This is a genomic window from Actinoplanes sp. 13, from assembly GCF_056134165.1.
The window spans coordinates 100,910-123,895 of the sequence record NZ_JBVYOQ010000021.1; the positions used below are offsets into that span (position 1 = coordinate 100,910).

General features: G+C 69.2%; 35 protein-coding genes, 1 pseudogene and 1 riboswitch. Of the genes and pseudogenes, 1 reads left to right on the forward strand and 35 read right to left on the reverse strand.

The genetic code is table 11. The features are described from left to right. Positions 1 to 36 precede the first annotated feature (36 nt). The 8 genes and pseudogenes from thiD to AC0NH5_RS31440 form a co-directional block, all read right to left on the reverse strand. Complete coding sequence (gene thiD / locus AC0NH5_RS31405; protein WP_474410446.1) at positions 37 to 804, reverse strand: bifunctional hydroxymethylpyrimidine kinase/phosphomethylpyrimidine kinase; 768 nt, start codon at positions 802 to 804, stop codon at positions 37 to 39. A gap of 143 nt (positions 805 to 947) precedes the next feature. Then, positions 948 to 1,502 (reverse strand): annotated as a pseudogene (locus AC0NH5_RS31410) (thiamine phosphate synthase); the annotation flags it as partial. Then, positions 1,496 to 2,245 (reverse strand): thiazole synthase, encoded by a 750-nt coding sequence (locus tag AC0NH5_RS31415; protein WP_474410448.1) that lies wholly within the window; start codon positions 2,243 to 2,245, stop codon positions 1,496 to 1,498. The pseudogene AC0NH5_RS31410 and the gene AC0NH5_RS31415, both read right to left, overlap by 7 nt. Before the next feature lies 1 nt (position 2,246). Further along, positions 2,247 to 2,447, reverse strand: a complete 201-nt coding sequence (gene thiS / locus AC0NH5_RS31420) for a sulfur carrier protein ThiS (RefSeq protein WP_474410450.1) — start codon at positions 2,445 to 2,447, stop codon at positions 2,247 to 2,249. Next, positions 2,438 to 3,511 (reverse strand): glycine oxidase ThiO, encoded by a 1,074-nt coding sequence (thiO, locus tag AC0NH5_RS31425; protein WP_474410452.1) that lies wholly within the window; start codon positions 3,509 to 3,511, stop codon positions 2,438 to 2,440. Before thiO ends, thiS begins: the two co-directional genes overlap by 10 nt. Beyond that, a complete protein-coding gene (locus AC0NH5_RS31430; protein WP_474410454.1) occupies positions 3,508 to 4,092 on the reverse strand; it encodes a thiamine phosphate synthase in 585 nt (194 codons plus the stop codon). The genes thiO and AC0NH5_RS31430 overlap by 4 nt, the downstream gene beginning before the upstream one ends. Further along, positions 4,086 to 4,196, reverse strand: a riboswitch (TPP riboswitch). It overlaps the preceding gene by 7 nt. Before the next feature lie 34 nt (positions 4,197 to 4,230). Next, positions 4,231 to 5,877 carry an ABC-F family ATP-binding cassette domain-containing protein gene (locus tag AC0NH5_RS31435; RefSeq protein WP_474410456.1) on the reverse strand — a complete coding sequence of 549 codons (1,647 nt, stop codon included), beginning with the start codon at positions 5,875 to 5,877 and terminating at the stop codon, positions 4,231 to 4,233. Between the two features lie 28 nt (positions 5,878 to 5,905). Further along, a complete protein-coding gene (locus AC0NH5_RS31440) occupies positions 5,906 to 6,523 on the reverse strand; it encodes a class I SAM-dependent methyltransferase (protein ID WP_474410458.1) in 618 nt (205 codons plus the stop codon). Between the two features lie 95 nt (positions 6,524 to 6,618). On the opposite strand from AC0NH5_RS31440, the gene AC0NH5_RS31445 reads away from it, so the two are divergent. After that, positions 6,619 to 7,407, forward strand: a complete 789-nt coding sequence (locus tag AC0NH5_RS31445; protein WP_474410460.1) for a hypothetical protein — start codon at positions 6,619 to 6,621, stop codon at positions 7,405 to 7,407. Between the two features lie 128 nt (positions 7,408 to 7,535). Here the strand turns inward: AC0NH5_RS31445 and truA are convergent, their stop codons facing one another. The 27 genes from truA to rplV form a co-directional block, all read right to left on the reverse strand. Beyond that, positions 7,536 to 8,351, reverse strand: a complete 816-nt coding sequence (gene truA, locus AC0NH5_RS31450; protein WP_474410461.1) for a tRNA pseudouridine(38-40) synthase TruA — start codon at positions 8,349 to 8,351, stop codon at positions 7,536 to 7,538. A gap of 93 nt (positions 8,352 to 8,444) precedes the next feature. Beyond that, complete coding sequence (gene rplQ / locus AC0NH5_RS31455; RefSeq protein ID WP_474410462.1) at positions 8,445 to 9,038, reverse strand: 50S ribosomal protein L17; 594 nt, start codon at positions 9,036 to 9,038, stop codon at positions 8,445 to 8,447. Positions 9,039 to 9,115: 77 nt separating this feature from the next. Continuing rightward, positions 9,116 to 10,138, reverse strand: coding sequence for a DNA-directed RNA polymerase subunit alpha (locus AC0NH5_RS31460; RefSeq protein WP_014440749.1), 1,023 nt, complete (start codon positions 10,136 to 10,138; stop codon positions 9,116 to 9,118). Positions 10,139 to 10,222: 84 nt separating this feature from the next. Then, positions 10,223 to 10,849 carry a 30S ribosomal protein S4 gene (gene rpsD, locus AC0NH5_RS31465; protein WP_474410463.1) on the reverse strand — a complete coding sequence of 209 codons (627 nt, stop codon included), beginning with the start codon at positions 10,847 to 10,849 and terminating at the stop codon, positions 10,223 to 10,225. A gap of 13 nt (positions 10,850 to 10,862) precedes the next feature. Then, positions 10,863 to 11,270, reverse strand: coding sequence for a 30S ribosomal protein S11 (rpsK, locus tag AC0NH5_RS31470; RefSeq protein ID WP_014440747.1), 408 nt, complete (start codon positions 11,268 to 11,270; stop codon positions 10,863 to 10,865). A gap of 17 nt (positions 11,271 to 11,287) precedes the next feature. Then, a complete protein-coding gene (gene rpsM / locus AC0NH5_RS31475) occupies positions 11,288 to 11,668 on the reverse strand; it encodes a 30S ribosomal protein S13 (RefSeq protein WP_474410465.1) in 381 nt (126 codons plus the stop codon). Positions 11,669 to 11,850: 182 nt separating this feature from the next. Further along, on the reverse strand, positions 11,851 to 11,967 hold the full coding sequence (rpmJ, locus tag AC0NH5_RS31480; RefSeq protein ID WP_014440745.1) for a 50S ribosomal protein L36: 117 nt from the start codon (positions 11,965 to 11,967) through the stop codon (positions 11,851 to 11,853). Between the two features lie 116 nt (positions 11,968 to 12,083). Then, complete coding sequence (infA, locus tag AC0NH5_RS31485) at positions 12,084 to 12,305, reverse strand: translation initiation factor IF-1 (protein WP_007073013.1); 222 nt, start codon at positions 12,303 to 12,305, stop codon at positions 12,084 to 12,086. Positions 12,306 to 12,541: 236 nt separating this feature from the next. Continuing rightward, a complete protein-coding gene (locus AC0NH5_RS31490) occupies positions 12,542 to 12,973 on the reverse strand; it encodes a DUF1707 SHOCT-like domain-containing protein (protein WP_474410466.1) in 432 nt (143 codons plus the stop codon). Between the two features lie 34 nt (positions 12,974 to 13,007). Next, entirely contained in the window at positions 13,008 to 13,841 is an 834-nt protein-coding gene (gene map / locus AC0NH5_RS31495; protein WP_474410467.1) for a type I methionyl aminopeptidase, read from the reverse strand. 1 nt (position 13,842) lies between these two features. Then, positions 13,843 to 14,496, reverse strand: coding sequence for an adenylate kinase (locus AC0NH5_RS31500; protein ID WP_474410469.1), 654 nt, complete (start codon positions 14,494 to 14,496; stop codon positions 13,843 to 13,845). 74 nt (positions 14,497 to 14,570) lie between these two features. After that, complete coding sequence (gene secY, locus AC0NH5_RS31505) at positions 14,571 to 15,911, reverse strand: preprotein translocase subunit SecY (RefSeq protein ID WP_474410470.1); 1,341 nt, start codon at positions 15,909 to 15,911, stop codon at positions 14,571 to 14,573. Between the two features lie 479 nt (positions 15,912 to 16,390). Beyond that, positions 16,391 to 16,840, reverse strand: coding sequence for a 50S ribosomal protein L15 (rplO, locus tag AC0NH5_RS31510; protein ID WP_474410471.1), 450 nt, complete (start codon positions 16,838 to 16,840; stop codon positions 16,391 to 16,393). Continuing rightward, the gene (gene rpmD, locus AC0NH5_RS31515) at positions 16,841 to 17,023 is read right to left on the reverse strand and encodes a 50S ribosomal protein L30 (protein WP_043531070.1); all 183 of its coding nucleotides are present in this window, start codon (positions 17,021 to 17,023) and stop codon (positions 16,841 to 16,843) included. It lies immediately after the preceding gene. Next, a complete protein-coding gene (gene rpsE / locus AC0NH5_RS31520) occupies positions 17,023 to 17,646 on the reverse strand; it encodes a 30S ribosomal protein S5 (protein ID WP_474410472.1) in 624 nt (207 codons plus the stop codon). Before rpsE ends, rpmD begins: the two co-directional genes overlap by 1 nt. Positions 17,647 to 17,659: 13 nt before the next feature. After that, positions 17,660 to 18,055, reverse strand: a complete 396-nt coding sequence (rplR, locus tag AC0NH5_RS31525) for a 50S ribosomal protein L18 (protein WP_474410473.1) — start codon at positions 18,053 to 18,055, stop codon at positions 17,660 to 17,662. After that, positions 18,052 to 18,591, reverse strand: a complete 540-nt coding sequence (rplF, locus tag AC0NH5_RS31530) for a 50S ribosomal protein L6 (protein WP_474410474.1) — start codon at positions 18,589 to 18,591, stop codon at positions 18,052 to 18,054. The genes rplR and rplF overlap by 4 nt, the downstream gene beginning before the upstream one ends. Before the next feature lie 14 nt (positions 18,592 to 18,605). Then, positions 18,606 to 19,013 (reverse strand): 30S ribosomal protein S8, encoded by a 408-nt coding sequence (gene rpsH / locus AC0NH5_RS31535; RefSeq protein WP_474410475.1) that lies wholly within the window; start codon positions 19,011 to 19,013, stop codon positions 18,606 to 18,608. Between the two features lie 119 nt (positions 19,014 to 19,132). Continuing rightward, positions 19,133 to 19,318 (reverse strand): type Z 30S ribosomal protein S14, encoded by a 186-nt coding sequence (locus AC0NH5_RS31540; protein WP_015619005.1) that lies wholly within the window; start codon positions 19,316 to 19,318, stop codon positions 19,133 to 19,135. Between the two features lie 2 nt (positions 19,319 to 19,320). Next, positions 19,321 to 19,890 (reverse strand): 50S ribosomal protein L5, encoded by a 570-nt coding sequence (rplE, locus tag AC0NH5_RS31545; protein ID WP_474410477.1) that lies wholly within the window; start codon positions 19,888 to 19,890, stop codon positions 19,321 to 19,323. Then, a complete protein-coding gene (gene rplX / locus AC0NH5_RS31550) occupies positions 19,890 to 20,210 on the reverse strand; it encodes a 50S ribosomal protein L24 (RefSeq protein WP_196415190.1) in 321 nt (106 codons plus the stop codon). The genes rplE and rplX overlap by 1 nt, the downstream gene beginning before the upstream one ends. Next, entirely contained in the window at positions 20,207 to 20,575 is a 369-nt protein-coding gene (gene rplN / locus AC0NH5_RS31555; protein WP_023358185.1) for a 50S ribosomal protein L14, read from the reverse strand. The genes rplX and rplN overlap by 4 nt, the downstream gene beginning before the upstream one ends. A gap of 139 nt (positions 20,576 to 20,714) precedes the next feature. After that, a complete protein-coding gene (gene rpsQ / locus AC0NH5_RS31560; protein ID WP_474410478.1) occupies positions 20,715 to 20,990 on the reverse strand; it encodes a 30S ribosomal protein S17 in 276 nt (91 codons plus the stop codon). Beyond that, entirely contained in the window at positions 20,987 to 21,220 is a 234-nt protein-coding gene (gene rpmC / locus AC0NH5_RS31565) for a 50S ribosomal protein L29 (protein WP_474410479.1), read from the reverse strand. Before rpmC ends, rpsQ begins: the two co-directional genes overlap by 4 nt. After that, positions 21,220 to 21,645: a 50S ribosomal protein L16 gene (gene rplP / locus AC0NH5_RS31570; RefSeq protein WP_014440729.1), complete on the reverse strand. Its 426-nt coding sequence runs from the start codon at positions 21,643 to 21,645 to the stop codon at positions 21,220 to 21,222. Before rplP ends, rpmC begins: the two co-directional genes overlap by 1 nt. 3 nt (positions 21,646 to 21,648) lie before the next feature. Continuing rightward, on the reverse strand, positions 21,649 to 22,506 hold the full coding sequence (gene rpsC / locus AC0NH5_RS31575; RefSeq protein WP_474410480.1) for a 30S ribosomal protein S3: 858 nt from the start codon (positions 22,504 to 22,506) through the stop codon (positions 21,649 to 21,651). Then, positions 22,506 to 22,949, reverse strand: a complete 444-nt coding sequence (gene rplV / locus AC0NH5_RS31580; RefSeq protein WP_474410481.1) for a 50S ribosomal protein L22 — start codon at positions 22,947 to 22,949, stop codon at positions 22,506 to 22,508. Before rplV ends, rpsC begins: the two co-directional genes overlap by 1 nt. Between the last annotated feature and the right edge of the window lie 37 nt (positions 22,950 to 22,986).

Genomic DNA, 22,986 nt, shown 5'->3' on the forward strand with positions numbered 1-22,986 from the left:
GCAGCAAAGGATTACGACAACGCCTGCCGGAGCCTGTTAGACGGACCAGCCGAAGTGGTCCAGCGGACCGGGGCCCGCGCCCAATCGCCAGGCGCTGCCACCGACGAGTCCGCGGCGGACATAGGACTTCGCGGCCCGGACCGCGGCCGGCACGGAATCACCCTCGGCGAGCCGCACCGCGATCGCCGACGAGAACGTGCACCCCGACCCGTGGTTGTTCACCGTCGCCACCGGATCGCCGGGCAGCAGCACGGTCTCCCCCTCGAAATGCAGCACGTCCAGCGCCAGCTCGCTGCCGGTCACCACGACCGCCCGCGGCCCGAGCGCCGCGAGCTCGGCTGCCGCCGACACCATCTCCTCGGCCGTCTCGATCACCCGGCCGAGGAGGGCGCCGGCTTCGTGCCGGTTCGGGGTCAGCACGCAGGGGTACGCGCAAAGCACTCCCACCACCGACGCTTCTCCCAACCGGCTCCCCGCCGTGGCCACCAGCACCGGGTCGACGACCAGGTTCGGCAGTTCCGCGGCCCGGGAGGCGATCACCTTCGCCACCGCCGGATCCGAGATCATCCCGACCTTGACGGCCGCCACCGGCAGGTCCGTGAGGACCGCGTCCAGCTGCGCCGCCACAGTCTCCGCCGGCACCGGGTGGATGGCCGTGACGCCCAGCGTGTTCTGCGCCGTGATCGCCGTGAGCACCGACGTCCCGTACGCGCCCAGCGCCGCGAACGTCTTCAGATCCGCCTGGATCCCGGCACCGCCGCCGGAGTCCGAGCCCGCGATCGTCAACACCACTCGAGGCGTCATCACAACTCCCGTCTCCCCCGATCGGTCTGCACGGCTGTCCCACCCCGTCCGACACCAGCCGGGGAGCCGCCCAGGTCTGCCTCGGCCGCCCGGGAACTACTTTTAAAGCCCGCCGGCGCAGGGCGGGAAGGCGCGGCGGATCGGAAGGCTGAGGCCAGCTCACGGGCGGTGCGCTCCGGGTCGGGCGACCGCATCACCGCTCCCATCACCGCGATCCCGGCCGCCCCCGCGGCGGCGCACTCCGCGGCCCGCGCCGCCGACCCGATGCCACCGAGTGCGAGCCAGGGCACGGGCGCGCGCAGCTCGGCGGCCCCCGCCGCCCCGAGCGCCGGCCCGTACCCCGGTTTGGACTCGGTCGCATAGACCGGCGACACGGTCACGTAATCCACTTCGGACAGCTCCTCGCTGCCGTGCCACGACCGCCCCACCAGCGGGACCTCCGGCGGCAGCGGATCGGCCCCGGCGAGATGCACGGCAGAGCCGCCGAGCGGATCCGGTCCGGCCACGATCAACCGATCGGCCGGCAGCACGTCACGGAGGCGCCGGGCGAGAGCGGTGCGCAGGTCGTACGCAAGATCGCGTTCCCGGAGAACGACCCAGGCGGCGCCGCCGCGGACCGCCGCCCGGACCACCTCGATCAACGGCCCGGCAGCGGACCGCCGGTCGGTGAGCACGACGAGCCCGCCGGGCGTCACCACACCGGGATCCCTTCGTCCGGAGTGGACGCGACGGCGTGGAAGCGCCGTGGGATGCGCCCCGCCGACCGGGCCAGCCGGCCGGCCGCGACCGCGTGCCGCATCGCCGTCGCCATCGCCGCCGGGTCGTCCGCGCGGGTGATCGCGCTGGCGATGAGCACCGCGTCGCAGCCGAGTTCCATCGCGAGCGCGGCGTCCGAGGCGGTGCCGATGCCGGCGTCGAGCACCACCGGCACGTCGACGTTCTGCCGGATCAGCTCGATGTGGTGCGGGTTGGAGATGCCCAGGCCGGAGCCGATCGGCGAGCCCGCCGGCATCACCGCGGCACAGCCCGCGTCGGCCAGGCGACGGGCCAGGATGGGATCGTCGCTGGTGTACGGCAGGACCGTGAACCCGTCGAGGACCAGCATCTCCGCCGCCCGCAGCAGCTCGACGCCGTCCGGCAGCAGGGTCCGCTCGTCGCCGATCACCTCGAGTTTGATCAGGTCGGTCTCGAACGCCTCCCGGGCCATCTGCGCGGTCTTCACCGCGTCGCCGGCCGTGTAGCAACCTGCCGTGTTCGGCAGGATCCGCACGCCGAGCCGGTCCAGCATCGGCAGCAGGCCCGGTCCCGCGGCCTCGACCCGGCGCAGTGCGACCGTGACCAGGGTGGTCTCCGACGCCCGGATGGCCTCCTCCAGCGCGGCGAGGCTGTTCGCGCCGCCGGTGCCGAGGATCAGCCCGTTCTCCGGAAGAAACGTGCCCATGTCAGCCACCCTGCGCCGCGGTCAGAACCTCGATCTTGTCGCCGTCGGCCAGGTCGACGGAGGCCCACGCCGAGCGCGGCACCACCGTTCCGTTGACCGCGACCGCCACGCCGCGGGTCGCCTCGGTGATCTCGGCGACCAGGGCCGCGACCGAGCACGTGCCGGGCCGGCTGTCCGGCCGTCCGTTGATCGTCAGGCGCATCCGAATCTCCCGGGTCCGAAGGGTTCCAGCAGGGGATCAGCCGTCCCGGTGAGCACCAGGCCGGCGATGAGCCGCGCCGTGATCGGCGCGAGCAGGACGCCGTTGCGGTGATGGCCCGCGGCCACCACCGTCCGGCGGGTGTCGTCGAGGTGTCCCAGCAGCGGTGCGTTGTCCGGGGTGCCGGGCCGGTGGCCGGCGGTCACCTCGGTGATCTCGTGTTCGGCGAGTCCCGGCACCAGGTCGAGGGCCGCCCGCAGCAGGTCGTGGACGCCACCGGCGGTGACCGTCCGATCGGTGCGCTCCTCCTGGGTGGCGCCGATCACGATCTCGCCGTCGGCGCGCGGCACCAGATAGACGTGCCGCCCGTCGGCGGCGCCGTCGATCACGTGCCGGAGCACGCCGGGCTCGCCACGGAGGCGGACCATCTGTCCCTTGACCGGGCGGACCGGCAGTCCGGTCAGGGCGGCGGTTCCGCACCCGGCCGCCACGACGACCACATCGGCCTCGCAATCCAGTTCGGACACCGTGGCGATCCGTCGCGGCTGGATCCGGCCGGTCAGCCGCTTCCGCAGTGCCGCGACCACCTTGCGCGGGTCCACCTGCCGCTCGGTCGGCGCGAACACCCCGGCCCTGATCCGTGGCGACAGCGCCGGTTCGAGGTCACGCAGCTGCGATCCGGTCAGCGGGCTCAGCTTCTGGTGCTTCCACTCCCGCACCGCCTCGGCCACGTCGTCCGCGGTCAGCGCCACCCCGAGCGTTCCGGCGTCGTCGTAGCCGACGTCCCCCAGCGCGGCCGCATAGTCCGGCCACAACGCGTTCGAGGCGTCGAGCAGCCGGGTGAGGTGCGGATATTCGAAAGTGGACTCGCCGCCCGGCGCCAGCATCCCGGCCGCGACGTGCCAGGCCCCGTCGGCGCCCTGCGGCGACGGGTCGTGCACCGTGACGTCGGCCCCGCCGTCGAGCAGTTCGGCGGCGACGGCGAGCCCGATGATGCCGCCCCCGACGACCGAGACGCGCAGCCCATGCCCGCTCGCGGCAGGACCGCGCAGCCCGCGCCCGCTCATGGCAGGACCGCCAGGAACTCCGCGACCGCTCCCTTCGGATCCTCGGCGAAGGCGGCGACCGCCGCGACGCCGTGCACCGCGAGCAGCGGCACCCGTTCCGCGGTGATGCCGCCGATCGCCAGGACCGGCGTGCCCGGAACCGCCTCGGCGACGGCCGCGATCGCGGCCGGCCCGAGCGGTGGTGGCAGCCCGTCCTTGGTGGAGGTGGCGAACGCCGGCCCGACCCCGAGATAGCTGGCGCCGGCCGCGACCGCCGCGCGGGCCGCTGCGGGGTCACGACAGGTGGCGCCGACCACGGCTGCCGAACCGACCACCCGGCGAGCGGCCTCGACCGGCAGATCGTCGGCGCCCACGTGCACGCCGTCCGCTGCCGCGGCGAGCGCCACCCCGATCCGATCGTTGACCAGCACCATGGTCCCGGCCGGCCGGCAGACCGACACCGCCGCGACGGTCAGCGCGTACGCCGTCGCGTCGTTGCTCTTGACCCGGATCTGGACCGCCACGTCCGGCAGACCGGCCACCCCGCGGACGACGTCGAGCGAGTCGGTGATGACGTGGATGCGAGGAAACACCATGCGCATGACGCACTCCTCCCTGCGCCGGCATTACCCGGATCAGGTTCGACGGTCGGGGGCGGCGTCAGCCCCCCTCTCAGCCCGTTGCCCGGGCTCCCGTGGGGTTGGTTGTAACGGGACCATAACCCGTCGGTGACGAGAAAACTAGCGCACGTCCCAGACCGGCTCTGGCACCTCGACGACCTCACCGTCGCTTCTGAACAGCACGAACCGATCGAAGGACCGGGTGAACCAGCGGTCGTGCGTGACCGCGATCACCGTGCCGTCGAACGCCTTCAGGCCCTCTTCCAGCGCTTCCGCCGAGGCCAGGTCCAGGTTGTCGGTCGGCTCGTCCAGCAGCAGCACCGTCGCACCGGACAACTCCAGCAGCAGCACCAGGAAGCGGGCCTGCTGTCCACCCGAGAGCGTCCCGAACCGCTGGTCGCCCTGTGCGGCCAGTTCGTACCGGTTCAGCGCCTTCATCGCCCCGGCACGATCCATTCCGGACCGGTGCTCGTCACCCCGCCAGAGAATTTCGACGAGGGTCTTCTCCAGCAGCTCGGGCCGGTCGTGGGTCTGCGAGAAGTGGCCGGGGCGGACCCGCGCGCCGAGCCGGGCCCGGCCCTCGTGCGCCACGTGCGCGAGCGGCGCGCCGTCGACCGGTTTGTGCTCCAGGTCGGGCTCGGTGCCGCCGGCCGCGAGCAGCCGCAGGAAGTGCGACTTCCCGGTGCCGTTAGCGCCGAGCACGGCCACCCGGTCGCCGTACCAGATCTCCAGGTCGAACGGGAACGTCAGGTTCTCCAGCTCCAGTTGCTCGCACATGACCGCCCGTTTGCCGGTGCGGCCGCCGCGCAGGTTCATCTTCACGGCCTGGTCCTTCGGCGGCAGCGGCGGCGGGCCGGCCTCCTCGAACTTGCGGAGCCGGGTCTGCGCGGCCTGATAGCGCGAGGCGAGCCCGTCGTTATACGCCGCCTTGTTCTTCAACGTGAAGACCAGCTCTTTGAGCTTCTCGTGCTCCTCGTCCCAGCGCCGCCGCAGCTCCTCCATCCGCTCGTGCCGGTTCGACCGGGCTTCGTGCCAGGAGGCGAACCCGCCGGGATGCGTCCACGCGCCGCCGCCCTCGACGGCCACCACCCGGTCCGCGGTCTCGGCCAGCAGCTCCCGGTCGTGCGAGACGTAGAGCACCGACTTCGGCGACTCGCGCAGTCGCTGCTCCAGCCACCGCTTCGCCGGCACGTCCAGGAAGTTGTCCGGTTCGTCCAGCAGCAGCACCTCGTCGGTGCCGCGTAACAGCAGATCCAGGGCGAAACGCTTCTGCTCGCCGCCGGAGAGGGTACGCACCACGCGATGCCGCGCCTCGTCCCACGGCTTGCCGAGGATGGCCACCGCCACCGTGTCGAACAGCACCTCGGCCTCATATCCGCCGGCCTCACCCCAGTGGGTGAGCGCGTTGGCGTACGCGATCTGGCTCTTCTCGGTCTCGTCGAGAGCCGCGGCGGTGCGCCGGAGCTGCTCGCCGGCCGCCCTGAGCGCGGGCGCCACCAGCGAGAGCGCCATGTCCTCCAGGGTGCGGTCGTCGCCGATCATGCCGATGAACTGCCGCATGACGCCGAGCCCGCCGGACCGTGCGATGCCACCGCCGTGCGCCGGGATGTCCCCGGCCACCATCCGCATCAGCGTGGTCTTGCCGGCCCCGTTCGGTCCGACGAGCGCGACCTTGGCCCCCTCGCCGACGCGGAACGACACGTCGGAGAAGAGCTCCCGGCCGTCCGGGAGCACGAAACCGACGCCGGCGACATCCACGTAACCCATGCCCGGCATCCTCCCCGGCAGGCCGGTGCTAGTCAGCCGAATTTAGTGAGACCCGCAGCACCCGGAAGCCCTTCTGACTGGCCACACGCTCGACCGTCCAGCCGTTCCCGACCAGCCAGGTGTGCAGCGAATCACCACCCAGGTTGCGGTTGATCACCAGCCACGCGACGCCACCCGGCGCCAGGCGCGGCAGCCACCGCTCCAGCAGGGCGTGCAGCTCGGCCTTGCCCACGTGGGTGGGCGGGTTGCTCCAGATCTGGTCGAACCGGACCTCGTCCGGCACCTCGTCGGGCGCGGCCACCCGGACCCGGCCGGCCAGGCCGAGCGAGGCGGCGTTCTCCACGGTCAGTTCCCGCGCCCGGGAGTTCACGTCGACCGCGTAGACGGTCGCCGCCGGCGCCTCGCTCGCCAGCACGCAGGCGATCGGTCCGTAACCGCAGCCCAGGTCCAGCAGCGTGCCGCCGGTGCCGGGGCCGGGCAGGCCGGCCTTGCGCAGCAGCACGGCCGTGCCGGGGTCCAGGCGCCCGGCCGAGAACACCCCGGACGCGACCGCCAGCCGGTAGTCCCGTCCGGCGACACTGAACTCGATCCGGCTGCGCCGCATGGGCGCTTCGGGCTCGGCGGAGAAGTAGTGGTCGGCACTCACCAGCCAAGTCTCCCGCCGCCGGGTGACGGGTCACCCGGCGGGGTGGCGGACACGCTGTGCGTTCATAGATCAGCGTGCGCGCCTAGCTTGAGCGCATGCGGTACGCCACCCCGACGCGCTCCGCCCACCGCGCCACCCCGGCCGGTGCCCTCGCCCTGCTGGTGAGGCATCCGGGCCCCATCGGTCAGCATCGCTACCACCCAGGGCCCCGCACCCGGCCGATCCGGCACGCCCGGCGAGATCCGCAACACGCCGCCCATCTGCTCACCCACGGCCTGGCCGCACTGATCGTGCTCGGCATCTTCGTGATGCTGGGCGTCCTCATCGTCGCCGACGAACGGCGCGCGCCGGCCGCCGGCCGATCGGCTGCGGACGTCGACCGGGCGCTGGCCTCCCGAGCGGTCGATCCGGCGCCGTTGTCGGAGGCCGAGGTCTTCCCTGCCGGCTCCGCGGCCTATCGCCTGACCAGTACGGACGTCAGGGCCGACTGCGAAACAGCGGTCAGCGGCGCCCTACGGCCGGCTCTTCGGGGGTACGGGTGTTCACAAGCGGTCCGGGCCGCGCTGCACGTGCCCTACGCCGACTTCCGGGTGACCGCGGGAATCCTCAACCTCGCCGATGCGGCGGCCGCCTCGGCGCTCGGCGCCCAGGTGCACGACCTGGTCCGGTCCGGTGACGGCGGCTTCACCGACCTGGCCGGCGCGGAGACCGGTCTGGGCACCCCGGTCGGCTGGCGCGCTCGCGGCCACTACCTGATGTATTGCGTGATCACCGGCCCGGACGGCGAACTGGTCCCGGCGAACGACCCGGGGGTGCAGCGCGTCAACGAGGAACTGCTCGACACCCACCTCAGCGACGCTGTCCTCACCCGCCGCGCTTCCTGACCCCACCACCAGCGTGTGAAGTTTGGGTGCGCATCGCACCCGAAGTCCCCACGCGGCCCCAAGCAGTGTGTGAAGTTCGGGTGCGGAGCAAACCACAAGTCCCCACGCAACTCCCGTCCGCGGGAGTTTCAGGCGCGGAGGCGGCGGGTGGCTTCGGCGCGGGCGGCGTAGTCGGTCTCAGCGGGATAGCCGACAGCCACCAGCGTGAGCCCGTGCGCGGGCGCCACCGTCACCTCGCTGGAGCGTTCGCGCAGCGTCAGCAACCGGGCCGGCCACTCCGGCTCCCGGCGCCCGTCACCGACGGTGAGCATCGCTCCCACCAGGCTGCGAACCATCGCCTGGCAGAACGCGTCCGCCTGCACCGTGGCCACGCAGATCCGGTCCGGGTCGCGGCGCCAGTCCAGCCGGGTGATCGCCCGGATCGTGGTGGCGTGCTCCTTGCGCTTGCAGAACGCGGCGAAGTCGTGCTCGCCCACCAGCCCGGCCGCGGCCGCGTTCAGCCGGTCCAGGTCGAGCCGGCGCATCCAGCCGAGCGTGTCGTGCCGGCGCAGCGGCTCGGGGCCCCACGGGTCGTCCGAGACGCGGTACTCGTACCGGCGGAAGGTGGCGGAGAAGCGGGCGTCGAAGTCGGCGGGGACGGGCGTGACGGCGCGCACCCGGGCGTCCGGCGGCATCAGCGCGGCCAGCCGGCGCAGCAGTGACCCCTCGAGTTCCGCGTACCGCTCGGCGGGCAGATCGATGTGGCAGACCTGGCCGGTGGCGTGCACCCCGGCGTCGGTGCGGCCGGCCACGGTCAGGCCGAGCGGCGTGTCGGCGCCGGCCAGGCGGCCCAGGGCCTCGGTGAGGACCCCGGCGACGGTACGGCGTGCGGGTTGCGCCGCCCAGCCGGAGAAGTCGGCCCCGTCGTACGACACGTCGAGTCGAAGCCGGATCGATTCCGTCATTTCGGAGCGCGTCCCCCCGTACCAGAGATGGGTTCTGAACAGCGAAAGACCCGGCACCCAGAGTGGGCGCCGGGTCTTTGCACGTGGTGCGGATCAGGCCTTGGCGTCGGTGTCGTCGCCCTCGGCCTGGTCGCCCGGGCCCTCGGCACCCTTGTCGCCGGACGCGTTGACCGGAGCCTCGGCGTCCTGGTCGGCGTCGGTGTCGGTGTCGGCGGCCTTGGTGGAAGCGCTCGTGGGCGCCTCGTCCTCGGGCGCCAGCGCCTCGACCTTGGCCTGCTGCGCGGCGGCCTTGCGGGCCTCCTTCGACGGGCCGGTGGTGGCCGCGACCTGGAGCTCCTCGACCAGCTCGATGATCGCCATCGGAGCGGCGTCACCCTTGCGCGGGCCGATCTTGGTGATCCGGGTGTAGCCGCCGGGGCGGTTGGTGTACCGCGGAGCGATCTGCTCGAACAGGGCGTACACGACGTCCTTGTCCTTCACGACGGTCAGGACGCGACGCCGGGCGTGCAGGTCACCGCGCTTGGCCTTCGTGACGAGCTGCTCAGCCAGCGGGCGCAGCCGCTTGGCCTTCGACTCGGTGGTCTTGATCTTCCCGTGCCGGAAGAGCTCGGTGGCCAGGTTGGCCAGGATGAGCTTCTCGTGTGCCGGGCTGCCGCCGAGGCGGGCACCCTTGGTGGGCGTGGGCATTCCTGCTCCTTGTGAAGTCTCTTGCAGTGCGGCGGAGCCGCCTCAGGCAGGCAGTGTTATGGCGCGGCAGCCGGGGCTTACAGCTGCTCGGTCTCGCGGTAGTCGTCGGTGTCGTAATCCACGTCGCCGAACGAGTCCACGACGTGCGCCGGGTCGAAGGACGGCGCGCTGTCCTTCAGCCCCAGGCCCATTCCGGCGAGCTTCATCTTGACCTCGTCGATCGACTTCTGACCGAAGTTCCGGATGTCGAGAAGGTCGGCCTCGGTACGCCCGATCAGCTCACCGACGCTGTTGATGCCCTCACGCTTGAGGCAGTTGTACGACCGGACGGTGAGGTCCAGCTCCTCGATCGGCAGGGCCAGGTCGGCAGCCAGCTGCGCGTCCTGCGGCGACGGGCCGATGTCGATGCCCTCGGCGGTCTCGTCCAGCTCCCGGCAGAGCCCGAAGAGCTCGACCAGCGTGGAGCCGGCCGACGCCAGCGCGGTGCGCGGCGAGATCGACGCCTTCGACTCGACGTCGATGATCAGGCGGTCGAAGTCGGTGCGCTGCTCGACACGGGTCGCCTCGACGCGGTAGGTGACCTTGAGAACCGGCGAGTAGATCGAGTCGACCGGGATCCGGCCGATCTCGGCGCCGGCGCTCTTGTTCTGCGCGGCCGTGACATAACCACGTCCACGCTCGACGGTCAGCTCCATGTCGAGCCGGCCCTTGCTGTTCAGCGTCGCCAGCTTCAGGTCGGGGTTGTGCACCGAGACACCGGCCGGGGGCTGGATGTCACCGGCGGTCACGTCGCCCGGGCCCTGCTTGCGCAGGTACATGCTGACCGGCTCGTCGTGCTCGGAGCTGACGGTCAGTTCCTTGACGTTCATGACCAGCTCGACCACGTCCTCCTTGACACCGGGGATCGTGGTGAACTCGTGCAGCACGCCGTCGATCTTGATGCTGGTGACCGCCGCGCCCGGGATGGACGACAGCAGCGTGCGGCGAAGGGAGTTACCGAGGGTGTAGCCGAAGCCCGGCTCCAGAGGCTCGATGGTGAACCGGGACCGGGTCTCGCTGAGCGACTCCTCCGAGAGGGTCGGCCGCTGGCTGATGAGCACGCTGTTCTTCTTTCTGTCAGGCCAACCGCTATTTGATGGCCGTCGGGATTACCCGGCGCCGGTGAACCGGCGCCGGGTAAGGCATTACTTCGAGTAGAGCTCGACGATCAGCTGTTCCTGGACCTGCGTGTCGATGACGGCGCGGGCCGGGAGCGAGTGAACGAGGATCTTCATCTCGGCCGGGATCGGCTCGAGCCATGCCGGCACCGGCCGGGATCCGGCCTGAGCCTGCGCGACGACGAAGGGGGTCATCTCCTTCGACTTCTCGCGGAGCGAGACGATGTCGTGCTCCTTCACCCGGTACGACGGGATGTCGACCTTGACGCCGTTGACCAGGAAGTGGCCGTGCTTGACCAGCTGCCGGGCGGCGTCACGGGACGCGGCGTAGCCGGCCCGGTAGACCACGTTGTCGAGACGGGTCTCGAGGATCTGCAGCAGCACCTCACCGGTCTTGCCGGGCTTGGTGACAGCCTCCTCGTAGTAACCGCGGAACTGCTTCTCGAGCACGCCGTAAACGCGGCGGGCCTTCTGCTTCTCGCGGTGCTGGAGCAGGTACTCGGTCTCCTTGGTCCGACCACGGCCGTGCTGGCCGGGCGGGAAGGGACGCGACTCGAACGGGCACTTCGGCCCGTCGCACTTGCTGCCCTTCAGGAACAACTTCATCTTCTCGCGGCGGCAGCGCTTGCAGTCCGCACCAGTGTAACGAGCCATGTCTATATCTCCCTCAGACCCGGCGGCGCTTCGGCGGACGGCAACCGTTGTGCGGCTGCGGCGTGACGTCGGAAATCTGCCCGACCTCGAGGCCGGCGGCCTGCAGCGAACGGATGGCGGTCTCCCGGCCGGAGCCCGGACCCTTCACGAACACATCGACCTTGCGCATGCCGTGCTCCATGGCACGACGGGCGGCCGCCTCGGCAGCGAGCTGCGCGGCGAACGGGGTCGACTTGCGGGAGCCCTTGAAACCGACCTGGCCGGAGGAGGCCCAGGAGATGACAGCACCGGTCGGGTCGGTGATCGACACGATGGTGTTGTTGAAGGTGCTCTTGATGTGCGCCTGCCCGTGGGCGACGTTCTTGCGTTCCTTGCGCCGGACCTTCTTTACAGCGGCCCCTGCGCGTGCCTTCGGTGGCATTAGTCAGTGCGCTCCTATTACTTCCGACCGGGCTTCTTCTTACCGGCGACCGTCCGCTTCGGACCCTTGCGGGTACGAGCGTTGGTACGGGTCCGCTGTCCACGCACGGGCAGGCCCTTGCGGTGGCGGATGCCGGCGTAGCAGCCGATCTCGACCTTGCGGCGAATATCAGCGGCGACCTCGCGGCGCAGGTCGCCCTCAACCTTGAAGTTGGCCTCGATGTAGTCGCGGAGCTGGACCAGCTCCTCGTCCGTGAGGTCCTTGGCGCGCTTGTTCAGGTCAATCGCGGTAGCAGTCAGTGCCTCGACGGCACGAGTGCGACCGATGCCGAAAACGTAAGTGAGCGCGATCTCCATCCGCTTCTCGCGGGGAAGATCCACGCCGACGAGTCTTGCCATAAGTGGGCGTACTCCTCAGGTGTCTCACGGAGGTCTGTGCCCGTTCCGTCCCGCCTGCCCGGGCGGGCCCCGGCCTCCGACCGGGGGTGTGGCCGCGTGCCACCCGGGTAGTTACTCCTCGGATGATCACCGCAGCCGGAACGAGCTTGTGCTGGTGGTACGGATCCTGCGTCGAGGCTTTATCAGCCCTGGCGCTGCTTGTGGCGCGGGTCGGTGCTGCAGATGACCATGACCCGGCCGTGCCGCCGGATGACCCGGCAGTTGTTGCAGATCCGCTTGACGCTCGGCTTGACCTTCACGGTTTGCCTTAACTCTCAGTCAGACGGGATGGTGGACACCCCGCGACCCCGGTGTTGAACCGCTCCTCCCTGGCTCCGACCCGCTGGCGCCGAACCATCGCCACAGTGAGGAAGGCTCACTTGTAGCGGTAGACGATTCGCCCACGGGTCAGGTCGTACGGCGAGAGTTCGACGACGACCCTGTCCTCGGGAAGGATGCGGATGTAGTGCTGCCGCATCTTGCCGGAGATGTGTGCCAGGACCTTGTGACCATTGGCAAGCTCCACGCGGAACATGGCGTTCGGCAGGGGCTCGATCACTCGGCCTTCGATCTCGATGGCTCCGTCTTTCTTAGGCATGTCCTCCGCTACCTGACATCGGGTTCGTGGGCAGGCTTTATGCAACGTCTTACCCGAGCCGAAATCGACTCGGACCAGCCGCGGCTCCCTCGCTTCCTCGAAGCGCTGAGGACATGAAGGAGTGGACGCTGCGCGCCAGCAAGCCAGTCTACGCGCCTGTCACATCCACGCCAAACCGAGGGTTCCGCACCCCGGAGTCGGGCGTGTCCGCGCCGGATATATCCGACGATATCGCCTCAGTGGCGCCGTTTGTTCCGCTCCGACAGATGCCCCACCGCTGCCAAGATCACCGGGATCAACACCCACCCGGGCCAGAAGGAGCGCGCCTCCCCCGAAGCGAGACTCGTCATCGCCCAGACCAGCGTGCAGACGAGAAAGACACCGATCATGCCGGCCAGCCCGCTGCGCCCCTTCCCGGCCGCCGCCTCGGGTGCCGCGGGGGTCTCAGCGGGCCGGTACGGCTCGATGCGGGACCGCTGGAGGGGCACGGCACCAGGAAGGTCGCCGAGCAGCCCGTCGAGATCCTCGAAGGTCCGGGCGGCGTACGCCCTCTGCAGCCGCTCGTCGTACTCACCGAGGTCGAGCCGGCCCTCGTCCAGGGCCGTCTTCAGCTGATCCGCGACCCGCTGCCGGTCGCTGTCGCCGGCCCGCATTCCCTCGTGCACCATGCGTCACAGCATGGCAGCCGAGCGCCACCGTGGGCTACGGCTGGCGCGCGGTCACCAGATCGCCCAGCCGGGCCCGGCCGCCGTCCGGAGCGGTGGTCACCCACACCCCGTCGTCCAGCAGCGCCATCGTGTGCTCGACGTGCGCGGCCCGGGAGCCGTCCCGGGTCACCACGGTCCAGCCGTCGTCGAGCTCGGAGGTGCGCGGTGAACCCATGGTGATCATCGGCTCGATGGCCAGCGCCATGCCCGGAACCACCTTCGGGCCCCGTCCCGGCTTGCCGTGGTTGAGCACGTGCGGATCCTGGTGCATCTCGGTGCCGATGCCGTGGCCGCCGTACCCGTCGACGATCCCGTAGCGCCCGCCCTTGCGGATCACCTTCTCGATGTTGAACGAGATGTCGGTGAGCCGTCCCCGGCCGTTGGCCGCACCGCGGGCCGCGGCCGCGATGCCCGCCCACATGGCGTCCTCGGCGACCTCGGCCATCCGCAGCAGGGCCGGATCCGTCTCGCCGACGCCCACGGTGATCGCGGAGTCGCCGTGCCAGCCGTCCAGGATCGCTCCGCAGTCCAGCGAGATCAGGTCACCCTCGCGCAGGATCTGGTCCGCGCTCGGGATGCCGTGCACCACCTGCTCGTTGACCGACGCGCAGATCGAGGCCGGGAAGCCGTGGTAGCCCTTGAACGAGGGCACGGCGCCGGCGTCGCGGATCACCTTCTCGGCGATCGCGTCCAGATCGGCGGTGGACACCCCCGGTGCCACCGCATCCCGCATCGCCTCGAGGGCGGCCGCCACCACCAGGCCGGCGGCCCGCATCAACTCGATCTGCTCGGGGCTCTTCAGCTGGATGTCCAGCTCCGTACGGCGCATCTCAGCCGCCGTACGACCGCAGGGCGTCGATGGCCCGAACCGTGACGTCCTCGACCGGCCCGGTCGCGTCGATGCCCACCAGCTTGCCCTGGGCACCGTAGAAGTCGACCAGCGGAGCGGTCTTGTCCGCGTACTCGACGAGCCGGTTCGCGATCGTGTCGGCCTTGTCGTCGTCCCGCTGGAACAGCTCGCTGCCGCAGCGGTCGCAGATGTCCTCGTTGTTGGTCGGGTCGAACTCGACGTGCCAGATCTTGCCGCAACCGCGGCAGGTCCGGCGGCCGGAGAGCCGCCGGATCACCTCGTCGTCGTCGACCACGAGCTCCATCACGATGTCCAGCGCGGTGCCGAGGTCGGCCAGCAGCTTGTCCAGCGCCGAAGCCTGCGGCACGGTCCGCGGGAAGCCGTCCAGCAGGAAGCCGTCGCTGGCGTCGGGCTCGGCGAGCCGGTCGCGCACCATGTTGATGGTGACCTCGTCCGGCACCAGCTGCCCGGCGTCCATGTAGCGCTTGGCCTCGACGCCGAGCGGCGTGCCCTGGGAGACGTTGGCCCGGAAGATGTCTCCGGTCGAGATCTTCGGCACGGCGAGATGGGCGGCGATGAACTCAGCCTGGGTTCCCTTGCCGGCTCCCGGAGGACCCACCAGTACCAGCCGCACCTACATCGCCTCGCTTCGGTCAGGAGATACCACGCCCACCGTCGACGCCAGAGCCCCCCGGCCCTGCGTACCCACTACCGGAGGAACCCTTCGTAGTTCCGCTGCATGAGCTGGCTCTCGATCTGCTTGACCGTCTCCAGACCCACACCGACCATGATCAGCACCGCGACGCCGCCGAACGGGAAGTTCTGGTACTGGTTCTGGTTCAGCCAGATGAAGAAGAAGTTCGGCAGAACCGAGATCAGGGCCAGGTACAACGAGCCCGGCAGGGTGATCCGGCTGAGGATGAAGTCCAGGTAGTCGGCGGTCGGCTTGCCCGGACGAATACCCGGGACGAAACCACCGTACTTCTTCATGTTCTCCGCGACCTCGGTCGGGTTGAACGTGATCGAGACGTAGAAGTACGTGAAGAAGATGATCAGCAGGAAGTACAGGCCGATGTAGATCGGGCTGGTCGGATCCACCAGGTTGTTCTGGATCCAGATCTGGTAGCCCTTGAGGTTGTTCTGGTCGAAGAACTGCAGGTACAGCTGCGGCAGGTAGAGCAGCGAGGAACCGAAGATGACCGGGACGACACCCGCCTGGTTGACCTTCAGCGGGATGTACGTGGAGGTGCCGCCGTACATCCGCCGGCCGATCATGCGCTTCGCGTACTGCACCGGGATCCGGCGCTGCGCCTGCTCGATGAAGACCACCAGGGCGATGATGACCAGGACCAGCGCGATCACCAGCATGAACTTTCCGGTACCGCTGGAGGTCTTGATCGTCCAGCCCTCGCCGGGGAGGCGGGCCGCGATCGAGGTGAAGATCAGGACCGACATGCCGTTGCCGACGCCGCGGTCGGTGATCAGCTCACCCAGCCACATGACCACGCCGGTGCCGGCGGTCATCGTGATCACCAGGACGGTGAGGGTCAGCCACATCGGCAGCCCGGTGTTCTCCGGGATGATCTGGTAGGCCGGGTTGTCCTGGTCGCACAGGTTGCCGAAGAGCTGGCCGGTGCGGGCGAGGGCAACGAACGCCGAGGCCTGCAGCACGGCGAGGCCGAGAGTCAGGTAACGGGTGTACTGCGTGATCTTCGCCTGGCCGGACTGGCCCTCCTTGCGGAGCTGCTCCAGTCGCGGGATCACGACGGTCAGCAGCTGCAGGATGATCGACGCCGTGATGTACGGCATGATGCCCAGCGCGAAGACGGAGAGCTGCAGCAGCGCACCGCCGGAGAAGAGGTTGAGCAGGTTCAGAACGCCGTTACCCGCGTTCTCGGTGAGTTCGAGGCATGCCCTGACGTTGGAGTAGGACACGCCCGGGCTGGGCAATGTGGCACCGAGACGATAGATCGCGATAATCGCTACCGTAAAGAGTAGCTTCTTCCGCAGGTCAGGCGTCCGAAGCGCGCTCGAGAAGGCGGACAACAACTGATCCTCCTGCGTGGTCGCCACACTCTGGTTGCGGGTATCCCGGAAAATTTCGGGCGCACATCATTGGACAGCCATACAGGCCGCCAGCGGAGCACTGTATCAGCAAGGCCGAGAGCGCAACCACCGGCACCGTACGGCCGATGCCCCAGTACAGCACAACTGTCCCCTTCGTGGCTGAACCATGTGGTTACGCCACGACAGCGAGCCGCGCTGGACCAGACCCGGTCACCCCCGCGCCCGAGCCGGACTTCACAATACGGTACGACCGGACGACTCCCGGTCACACGATGCCACTTGATCGAAGAGAATCGCACCGAGGCGTCCCGTGTCGCCTCTGACGCCCGTTCCCCACATCGGGTACATCCACCCCGCCCGGAGTGCGATCAAGGCCGCACGCGCCGCACAGGGGCGTTGAACGCCGACAGGCCGCGGCGCCGGGATCGACCCGGAACCGCGGCCTGCCAACCGCTTACGTCCTACAGCTGAGTGGCGGAGCCACCGGCTGCAGCGATCTTCTCCTTGGCGGACTCGCTGAAGGCGTGCGCCGACACGGTCAGCGATACGCCGCCCAGGTCGCCTGCGCCCAGCACCTTGACCGGCTGGCCCTTGCGGACAGCGCCGGCCTGAACCAGCTCCGCCGGGCCGACCTCGCCGCCGTTCGGGAACAGCTCGGCGAGCCGGTCCAGGTTGACCACCTGGAAGACGACCTTGTTGCGGGGCCGGTTGCGCAGGCCCTTCATCTTCGGCAGGCGCATGTGGAGGGGCATCTGCCCACCCTCGAACGCAGCCGAGACGTTCTTGCGGGCGCCGGTGCCCTTGGTGCCGCGACCGGCGGTCTTGCCCTTGGAGCCCTCACCGCGACCGACACGGGTCTTCGCGGTCTTGGCGCCGGGCGCGGGGCGCAGGTGGTGGACCTTGATCGCCATTTACTCGACCTCCTCGACAGTGACGAGGTGGTTCACGGCGAAGATCATGCCCCGAATCTCGGGGCGGTCCTCCTTGACCACCACATCGTTGATCCGCTTCAGGCCGAGCGACCGCAGGGAGTCCCGCTGGTTCTGCTTGCGGCCGATCCCGGACCGGATCTGGGTGACCTTCAAACGAGCCATCAGTGCACCGCCGCTTCCGCACGCGCCGCCAGCATGGCAGCCGGCGCAACGTCCTCGACCGGCAGGCCACGGCGGGCCGCGACCGTCTCCGGCGACTCGAGGCCCTTCAGGGCGGCCACGGTCGCGTGCACGATGTTGATCGGGTTCGAGGAGCCGAGGCTCTTCGACAGGATGTCGTGGATGCCGGCGCACTCCAGCACGGCACGCACCGGGCCACCGGCGATGACACCGGTACCGGCGGACGCCGGCTTGAGCAGGACGACGCCCGCCGCTGCCTCGCCCGTGATCGGGTGCGGAATGGTCGCACCGATACGCGGAACCTTGAAGAAGTGCTTCTTGGCCTCCTCGACGCCCTTGGCGATCGCCGCGGGCACCTCCTTGGCCTTGCCGTATCCGATACCGACGGTGCCGTCGCCGTCGCCGACGATCACCAGGGCGGTGAAGCTGAAGCGACGACCACCCTTGACGACCTTCGCGACGCGGTTGATCGCGACGACCCGCTCCAGGTGGGGGGTCTTCTCGACGGGCGCGTTGCCGCGGCCGCCCTCACGGCGGTTGTCCCTGCGGTTGCCACCTTCGGTGTTACCGCCGGACCCGCCGCCTCGGCGCTGCTGACCAGGCATTGGTCAATTCCTCCTAGAACTCGAGTCCGGCTTCGCGGGCGGCGTCGGCAAGCGCGGCGATCCGGCCCGCGTACTTGTTGCCACCGCGGTCGAAGACGACCTGGGAAACGCCCGCGGCCTTCGCCCGCTCGGCGAGAAGCGCACCGACCTTGCCGGCCTTGGCACTCTTGTCGCCGTCGACACCCCGGATGGAGGAGTCGAGGGTGGAGGCCGAGGCCAGCGTGTGACCCTTGAGGTCGTCGATGATCTGCGCGGTGATGTGCCGCGCGGACCGGGTGACGACCAGGCGGGGACGCTCGGCCGTACCACGGACGTTCTTGCGGACCCGGAAGTGCCGACGCGCCTTGCCGACGGCACGCTTGGCGGCGACGCCGCCGCCGTTGCGGCGCTTGATCAGCGTGGCGGTCACTTCTTACCTGCCTTTCCAGCCTTGCGGCGGATGACCTCGCCCTGGTACTTGACACCCTTGCCCTTGTAGGGCTCCGGCGGGCGGATCTTACGGATGTTCGCGGCGACCTCACCGACCAGCTGCTTGTCGATGCCGGTGACGGTGAACTGCGTCGGCCGCTCCACCGAGAAGGTGATGCCGGCCGGCGGAACGACGTTCACCGGGTGCGAGAACCCGAGAGCGAACTCCAGGTCCTTGCCCTTGGCCGTGACGCGGTAACCGGTGCCGTTGATCTCGAGCACCTTCTTGTAACCCTCGGTCACGCCGATGATCATGTTGGCGACCAGGGTACGAGAGAGGCCGTGCAGTTCCTTGGCCCGGCGCTCGTCGTTGGGGCGGTTGACGTGCAGCTCGCCGCCGTCCTTCTCCACCGTGATCGGCTCGGCGACGGTGTGCGAGAGCTCGCCCTTGGGGCCCTTGACCGTGACGGTCTGCCCCGTGATGGTGACGTCGACGCCGGCCGGGACCGGGATCGACTTACGTCCGATTCGCGACATGTCAAAGTCTCCAGTTACCAGACGAAGGCGAGGACTTCCCCGCCAACGCTCCGCTTGCGGGCCTGCTTGTCGGTCAGCAGTCCCTGGGACGTCGAAATGATCGCGACACCGAGGCCGCCGAGCACGCGCGGCAGCTCGTCGGACTTGGCGTAAACCCGCAGGCCCGGCTTCGAGACGCGCTTGATGCCGGCGAGGCTGCGCTCGCGGTTCTGGCCGTACTTGAGCTCAACGACCAGACGCTTGCCGACCGCGCCCTCCTCGGGCTCCTCAGACGTCCACGAAGAGATGTAGCCCTCGGCCTTGAGGACCTCGGCGATGTTCGCCTTGATCTTCGAGTAGGGCATCGTCACCTTGTCGTGGTACGCCTGGTTGGCGTTGCGCAGACGCGTGAGCATGTCTGCGATCGGGTCCGTCATCGTCATGGGTATTCGTCAACCTTTCTCGCCGGGGTTCCCGGTGGAACCAGGCCTACGGCGAAGCGGTATTTCAAAACCGGCCTTCGGTCCGCTGTCACGCGAACGGGCGGGCGGTCGGATTGGTTTTACCAGGAGGCCTTGGACACGCCGGGCAGCTCACCGCGGTGGGCCATGTCCCGCACGCAGACCCGGCACAGGCCGAACTTGCGGTAGACCGAGTGCGGACGTCCGCACCTCTGGCAGCGGGTGTAGGCACGCACGGCGAACTTCGGCTTCGCGGCCGCCTTGATGATCAGCGCCTTCTTAGCCATGCTCAGTTCTCCTTGAACGGGAAGCCCAGGAGCTTGAGCAGCGCCCGGCCCTCGTCGTCGGTCGTGGCGGTCGTGACCACCGTGATGTCCATGCCCCGCGGACGATCGATCCGGTCCTGGTCGATCTCGTGGAACACCGACTGCTCGGTCAGACCGAAGGTGTAGTTGCCATGACCGTCGAGCTTCCGGCCGTCCAGGCCACGGAAGTCACGGATACGCGGCAGGGCGATCGACAGCAGCCGGTCGAGGAACTCCCACATCCGGTCGCCGCGGAGGGTGACCTTCGCGCCGATCGGCATGCCCTCGCGCAGCTTGAACTGCGCGATGGACTTGGTTGCCCGGCGCACCAGCGGCTTCTGACCGGTGATGGTGGTCAGGTCGCGGACCGCGCCGTCGATCAGCTTGGAGTCCCGGGCAGCCTCGCCGACACCCATGTTCACGACGACCTTGACCAGGCCGGGGATCTGCATGGGGTTGCCGTAGTTGAACTGCTCGTTGATGGCCGGCACGACCTCGGAGCGGTACTTCTGCTTGAGGCGCGGCAGCGTCTTGGTCTCGGTGGCGGCAGTCATCAGAGTTCCTTACCGGTCGTACGCGCGATGCGAACCTTGTTGCCGTTCTCGTCGATCCGGTAGCCGATCCGAGTCGGCTTGCCCTGGTCGTCCAGCACCTGCACGTTCGAGATGTGAACCGGGGCTTCCTGGGTCACGATGCCACCGGTCTTCGATCCGCGCTGAGTGGTGCGGATGCGTTCGTGCTTCTTGACCCGGTTGACGCCCTCGACCAGGACCTTGTCCTGCCGCGGGAAGGCCGCGATGACCTTACCCTTGGCACCCTTGTCCTTGCCGGCGATGACGACGACCGTGTCGCCCTTCTTGATCTTCACGGTCAGAGCACCTCCGGCGCCAGGCTGATGATCTTCATGAACCGCTTGTCGCGCAGCTCGCGCCCGACCGGGCCGAAGATGCGGGTACCGCGGGGGTCCCCACCGTCCTTGATGATGACGGCGGCGTTCTCGTCGAAGCGGATGTACGAGCCGTCCGGACGACGCCTCTCCTTCGCGGTGCGGACGATGACCGCCTTGACGACGTCGCCCTTCTTCACACCGGCGCCGGGGATGGCGTCCTTGACCGTGGCCACGATGACGTCGCCGATGCTCGCGTAACGGCGACCGGAGCCGCCGAGCACCCGGATGCACAGGATCTCCCTGGCACCCGTGTTGTCGGCGACGCGCAGTCGCGACTCCTGCTGGATCACGTCTGTCTCCTATGTCTGCCAGTTCTCCGGACCACTGGTCCGAAGCTTGGCGGAACCTGGGGTCCGCCTTGATCCGCTTTGCGGGCGGAGGCGGGGTGGTGGGAAAGCCGCTGGGCCGGCCTGGACCGGCCCAGCGCACTCACTTGGCCTTTTCGAGGATCTCCACGACGCGCCACCGCTTGGTGGCCGACAGCGGACGGGTCTCCATGATCGAGACCCGGTCGCCGATGCCGCACGCGTTCTGCTCGTCGTGCACCTTGAGCTTGCGCGTGCGACGGATCACCTTGCCGTAGAGCGCGTGCTTGACGCGGTCCTCGACCTCGACCACAACGGTCTTGTCCATCTTGTCGCTGACCACGAGACCGTCACGCACCTTGCGCTGGGCACGCGGTGCAGCAGTGCTGTTCTCACTCATGCTGTCACCTCATCCGGCGCAACCGAGAGCCCCAGCTCGCGCTCACGCATGATCGTGTAGATCTTCGCGACGTCCTTGCGGACGACCTGGAGCCGACGGTGATTGTCGAGCTGGCCGGTCGCACGCTGCACGCGAAGGTTGAACAGCTCCGCCTTGGCCTCCTGCACCCGCGCAACCAGCTCCTCGTCGGAGAGTTCGCGCAGCTCGGTTGCCTTAACGCCCGCTGCCATCAGCTTTCACCCACTTCGCGTGTCACGATGCGGCACTTCATCGGGAGCTTGTGGATCGCGCGGCGCATCGCCTCACGCGCGACCGTCTCGTTCGGGAAGGACATCTCGAAGAGAATCCGTCCCGGCTTGACGTTCGCCACCCACCACTCGGGAGAGCCCTTACCGGAACCCATCCGGGTCTCGGCCGGCTTCTTGGTCAGCGCCTGGTCCGGGAAGATGGAGATCCAGACCTTGCCACCACGCTTGATGTGGCGGGTCATCGCGATACGCGCCGACTCGATCTGCCGGTTCGTCACGTACGCGGGCTCCAGCGCCTGGATACCGAACTCGCCGAAGACCACCCGGTTGCCGCCCTTGGACGCGCCACTGCGGTCCGGGTGGTGCGGCTTGCGGAAGCCCTTCGGGGGCTTACGCGGCATCAGCATGTGTCAGCCCTCCTGCTGCGTCTCGGCCGGAGCCGGAGCCGCGGCGACCGCGGCGTCGTTGAGGTTCTCGCCGGCCGGGGTGTCGCCACCACGGGACTGGGCGGCAGCACGGCCGGCCTCGGTGCCGCCGGCGGTCGTGCCGGACGAACCGGAACGGCCACGACGCGGACGCTCGGGACGGTCGGCACGGTCCCGGCGCGGACGCGCGGGAGCCTCGGTGGCGACCTCGCGACCCGGAACGGCGTCGCCCTTGTAGATCCAGACCTTCACGCCGATGCGGCCGAACGTCGTACGCGCCTCGAAGAAGCCGTATTCGATGTTGGCCCGCAGCGTGTGCAGCGGAACGCGACCCTCACGGTAGAACTCCGTGCGGCTCATCTCCGCGCCGCCGAGGCGGCCGGAGACCTGCACCCGGATGCCCTTGCAGATCGGGTTCTTCATCGCCGACTGCATGGCCTTGCGCATCGCCCGGCGGAAGCTGACCCGGCTGGACAGCTGCTCGGCGACGCCCTGCGCCACGAGCTGCGCGTCCGACTCGGGGCTCTTCACCTCGAGGATGTTCAGCTGGACCTGCTTGCCGGTGAGCTTCTCGAGCTCGCCGCGGATCCGGTCGGCCTCCGCACCCTTACGGCCGATGACGATGCCCGGCCGGGCGGTGTGGATGTCGACCCGAACCCGGTCACGGGTCCGCTCGATGTCCACCTTGGAGATGCCGGCGCGCTCGAGGCCCTTGGACATCATGCGGCGGATCTTGACGTCCTCGCCGATGTAGTCCTTGTAGAGCTTGTCCGCGAACCAGCGGCTCTTCCAGTCGGTGGAGATGCCGAGACGGAACCCGGTGGGGTGAACCTTCTGACCCATTACTCGGCACCCTCCGTGCTCTGGGACTCGGCCTTCGGAGCAGCCTTCTTGGCCGCTGCCTTCTTCGCCGGGCGGTTGTTGGGAACCGCCTCGACCGCGATAGTGATGTGACAGGTGCGCTTGCGGATCCGGTACGCCCGGCCCTGCGCCCGCGGACGGAACCGCTTGAGCGTGGGGCCCTCGTCGACGAAAGCCTCGCTGACGAGGAGGGCGTCGGGGTCGAGCCGCTCGTTGTTCTCCGCGTTCGCAATCGCGCTGGCGAGCACCTTGTAGACCTGCTCGCTCGCGCCCTGCGGCGCGAACTGCAGGACGGTGAGCGCCTCCTTCGCGGGCAGACCGCGGACGAGGTTGACCACCCGGCGCGCCTTGTTCGGCGAGATGCGCACGTGTCGCGCAATCGCCCGCGCGCCCGGAAGCACCGGAGCGTCGCCCTTGACTGGCATCGCTGTAGCTCCTAAATCCTCTGATCCGTGTATCTGC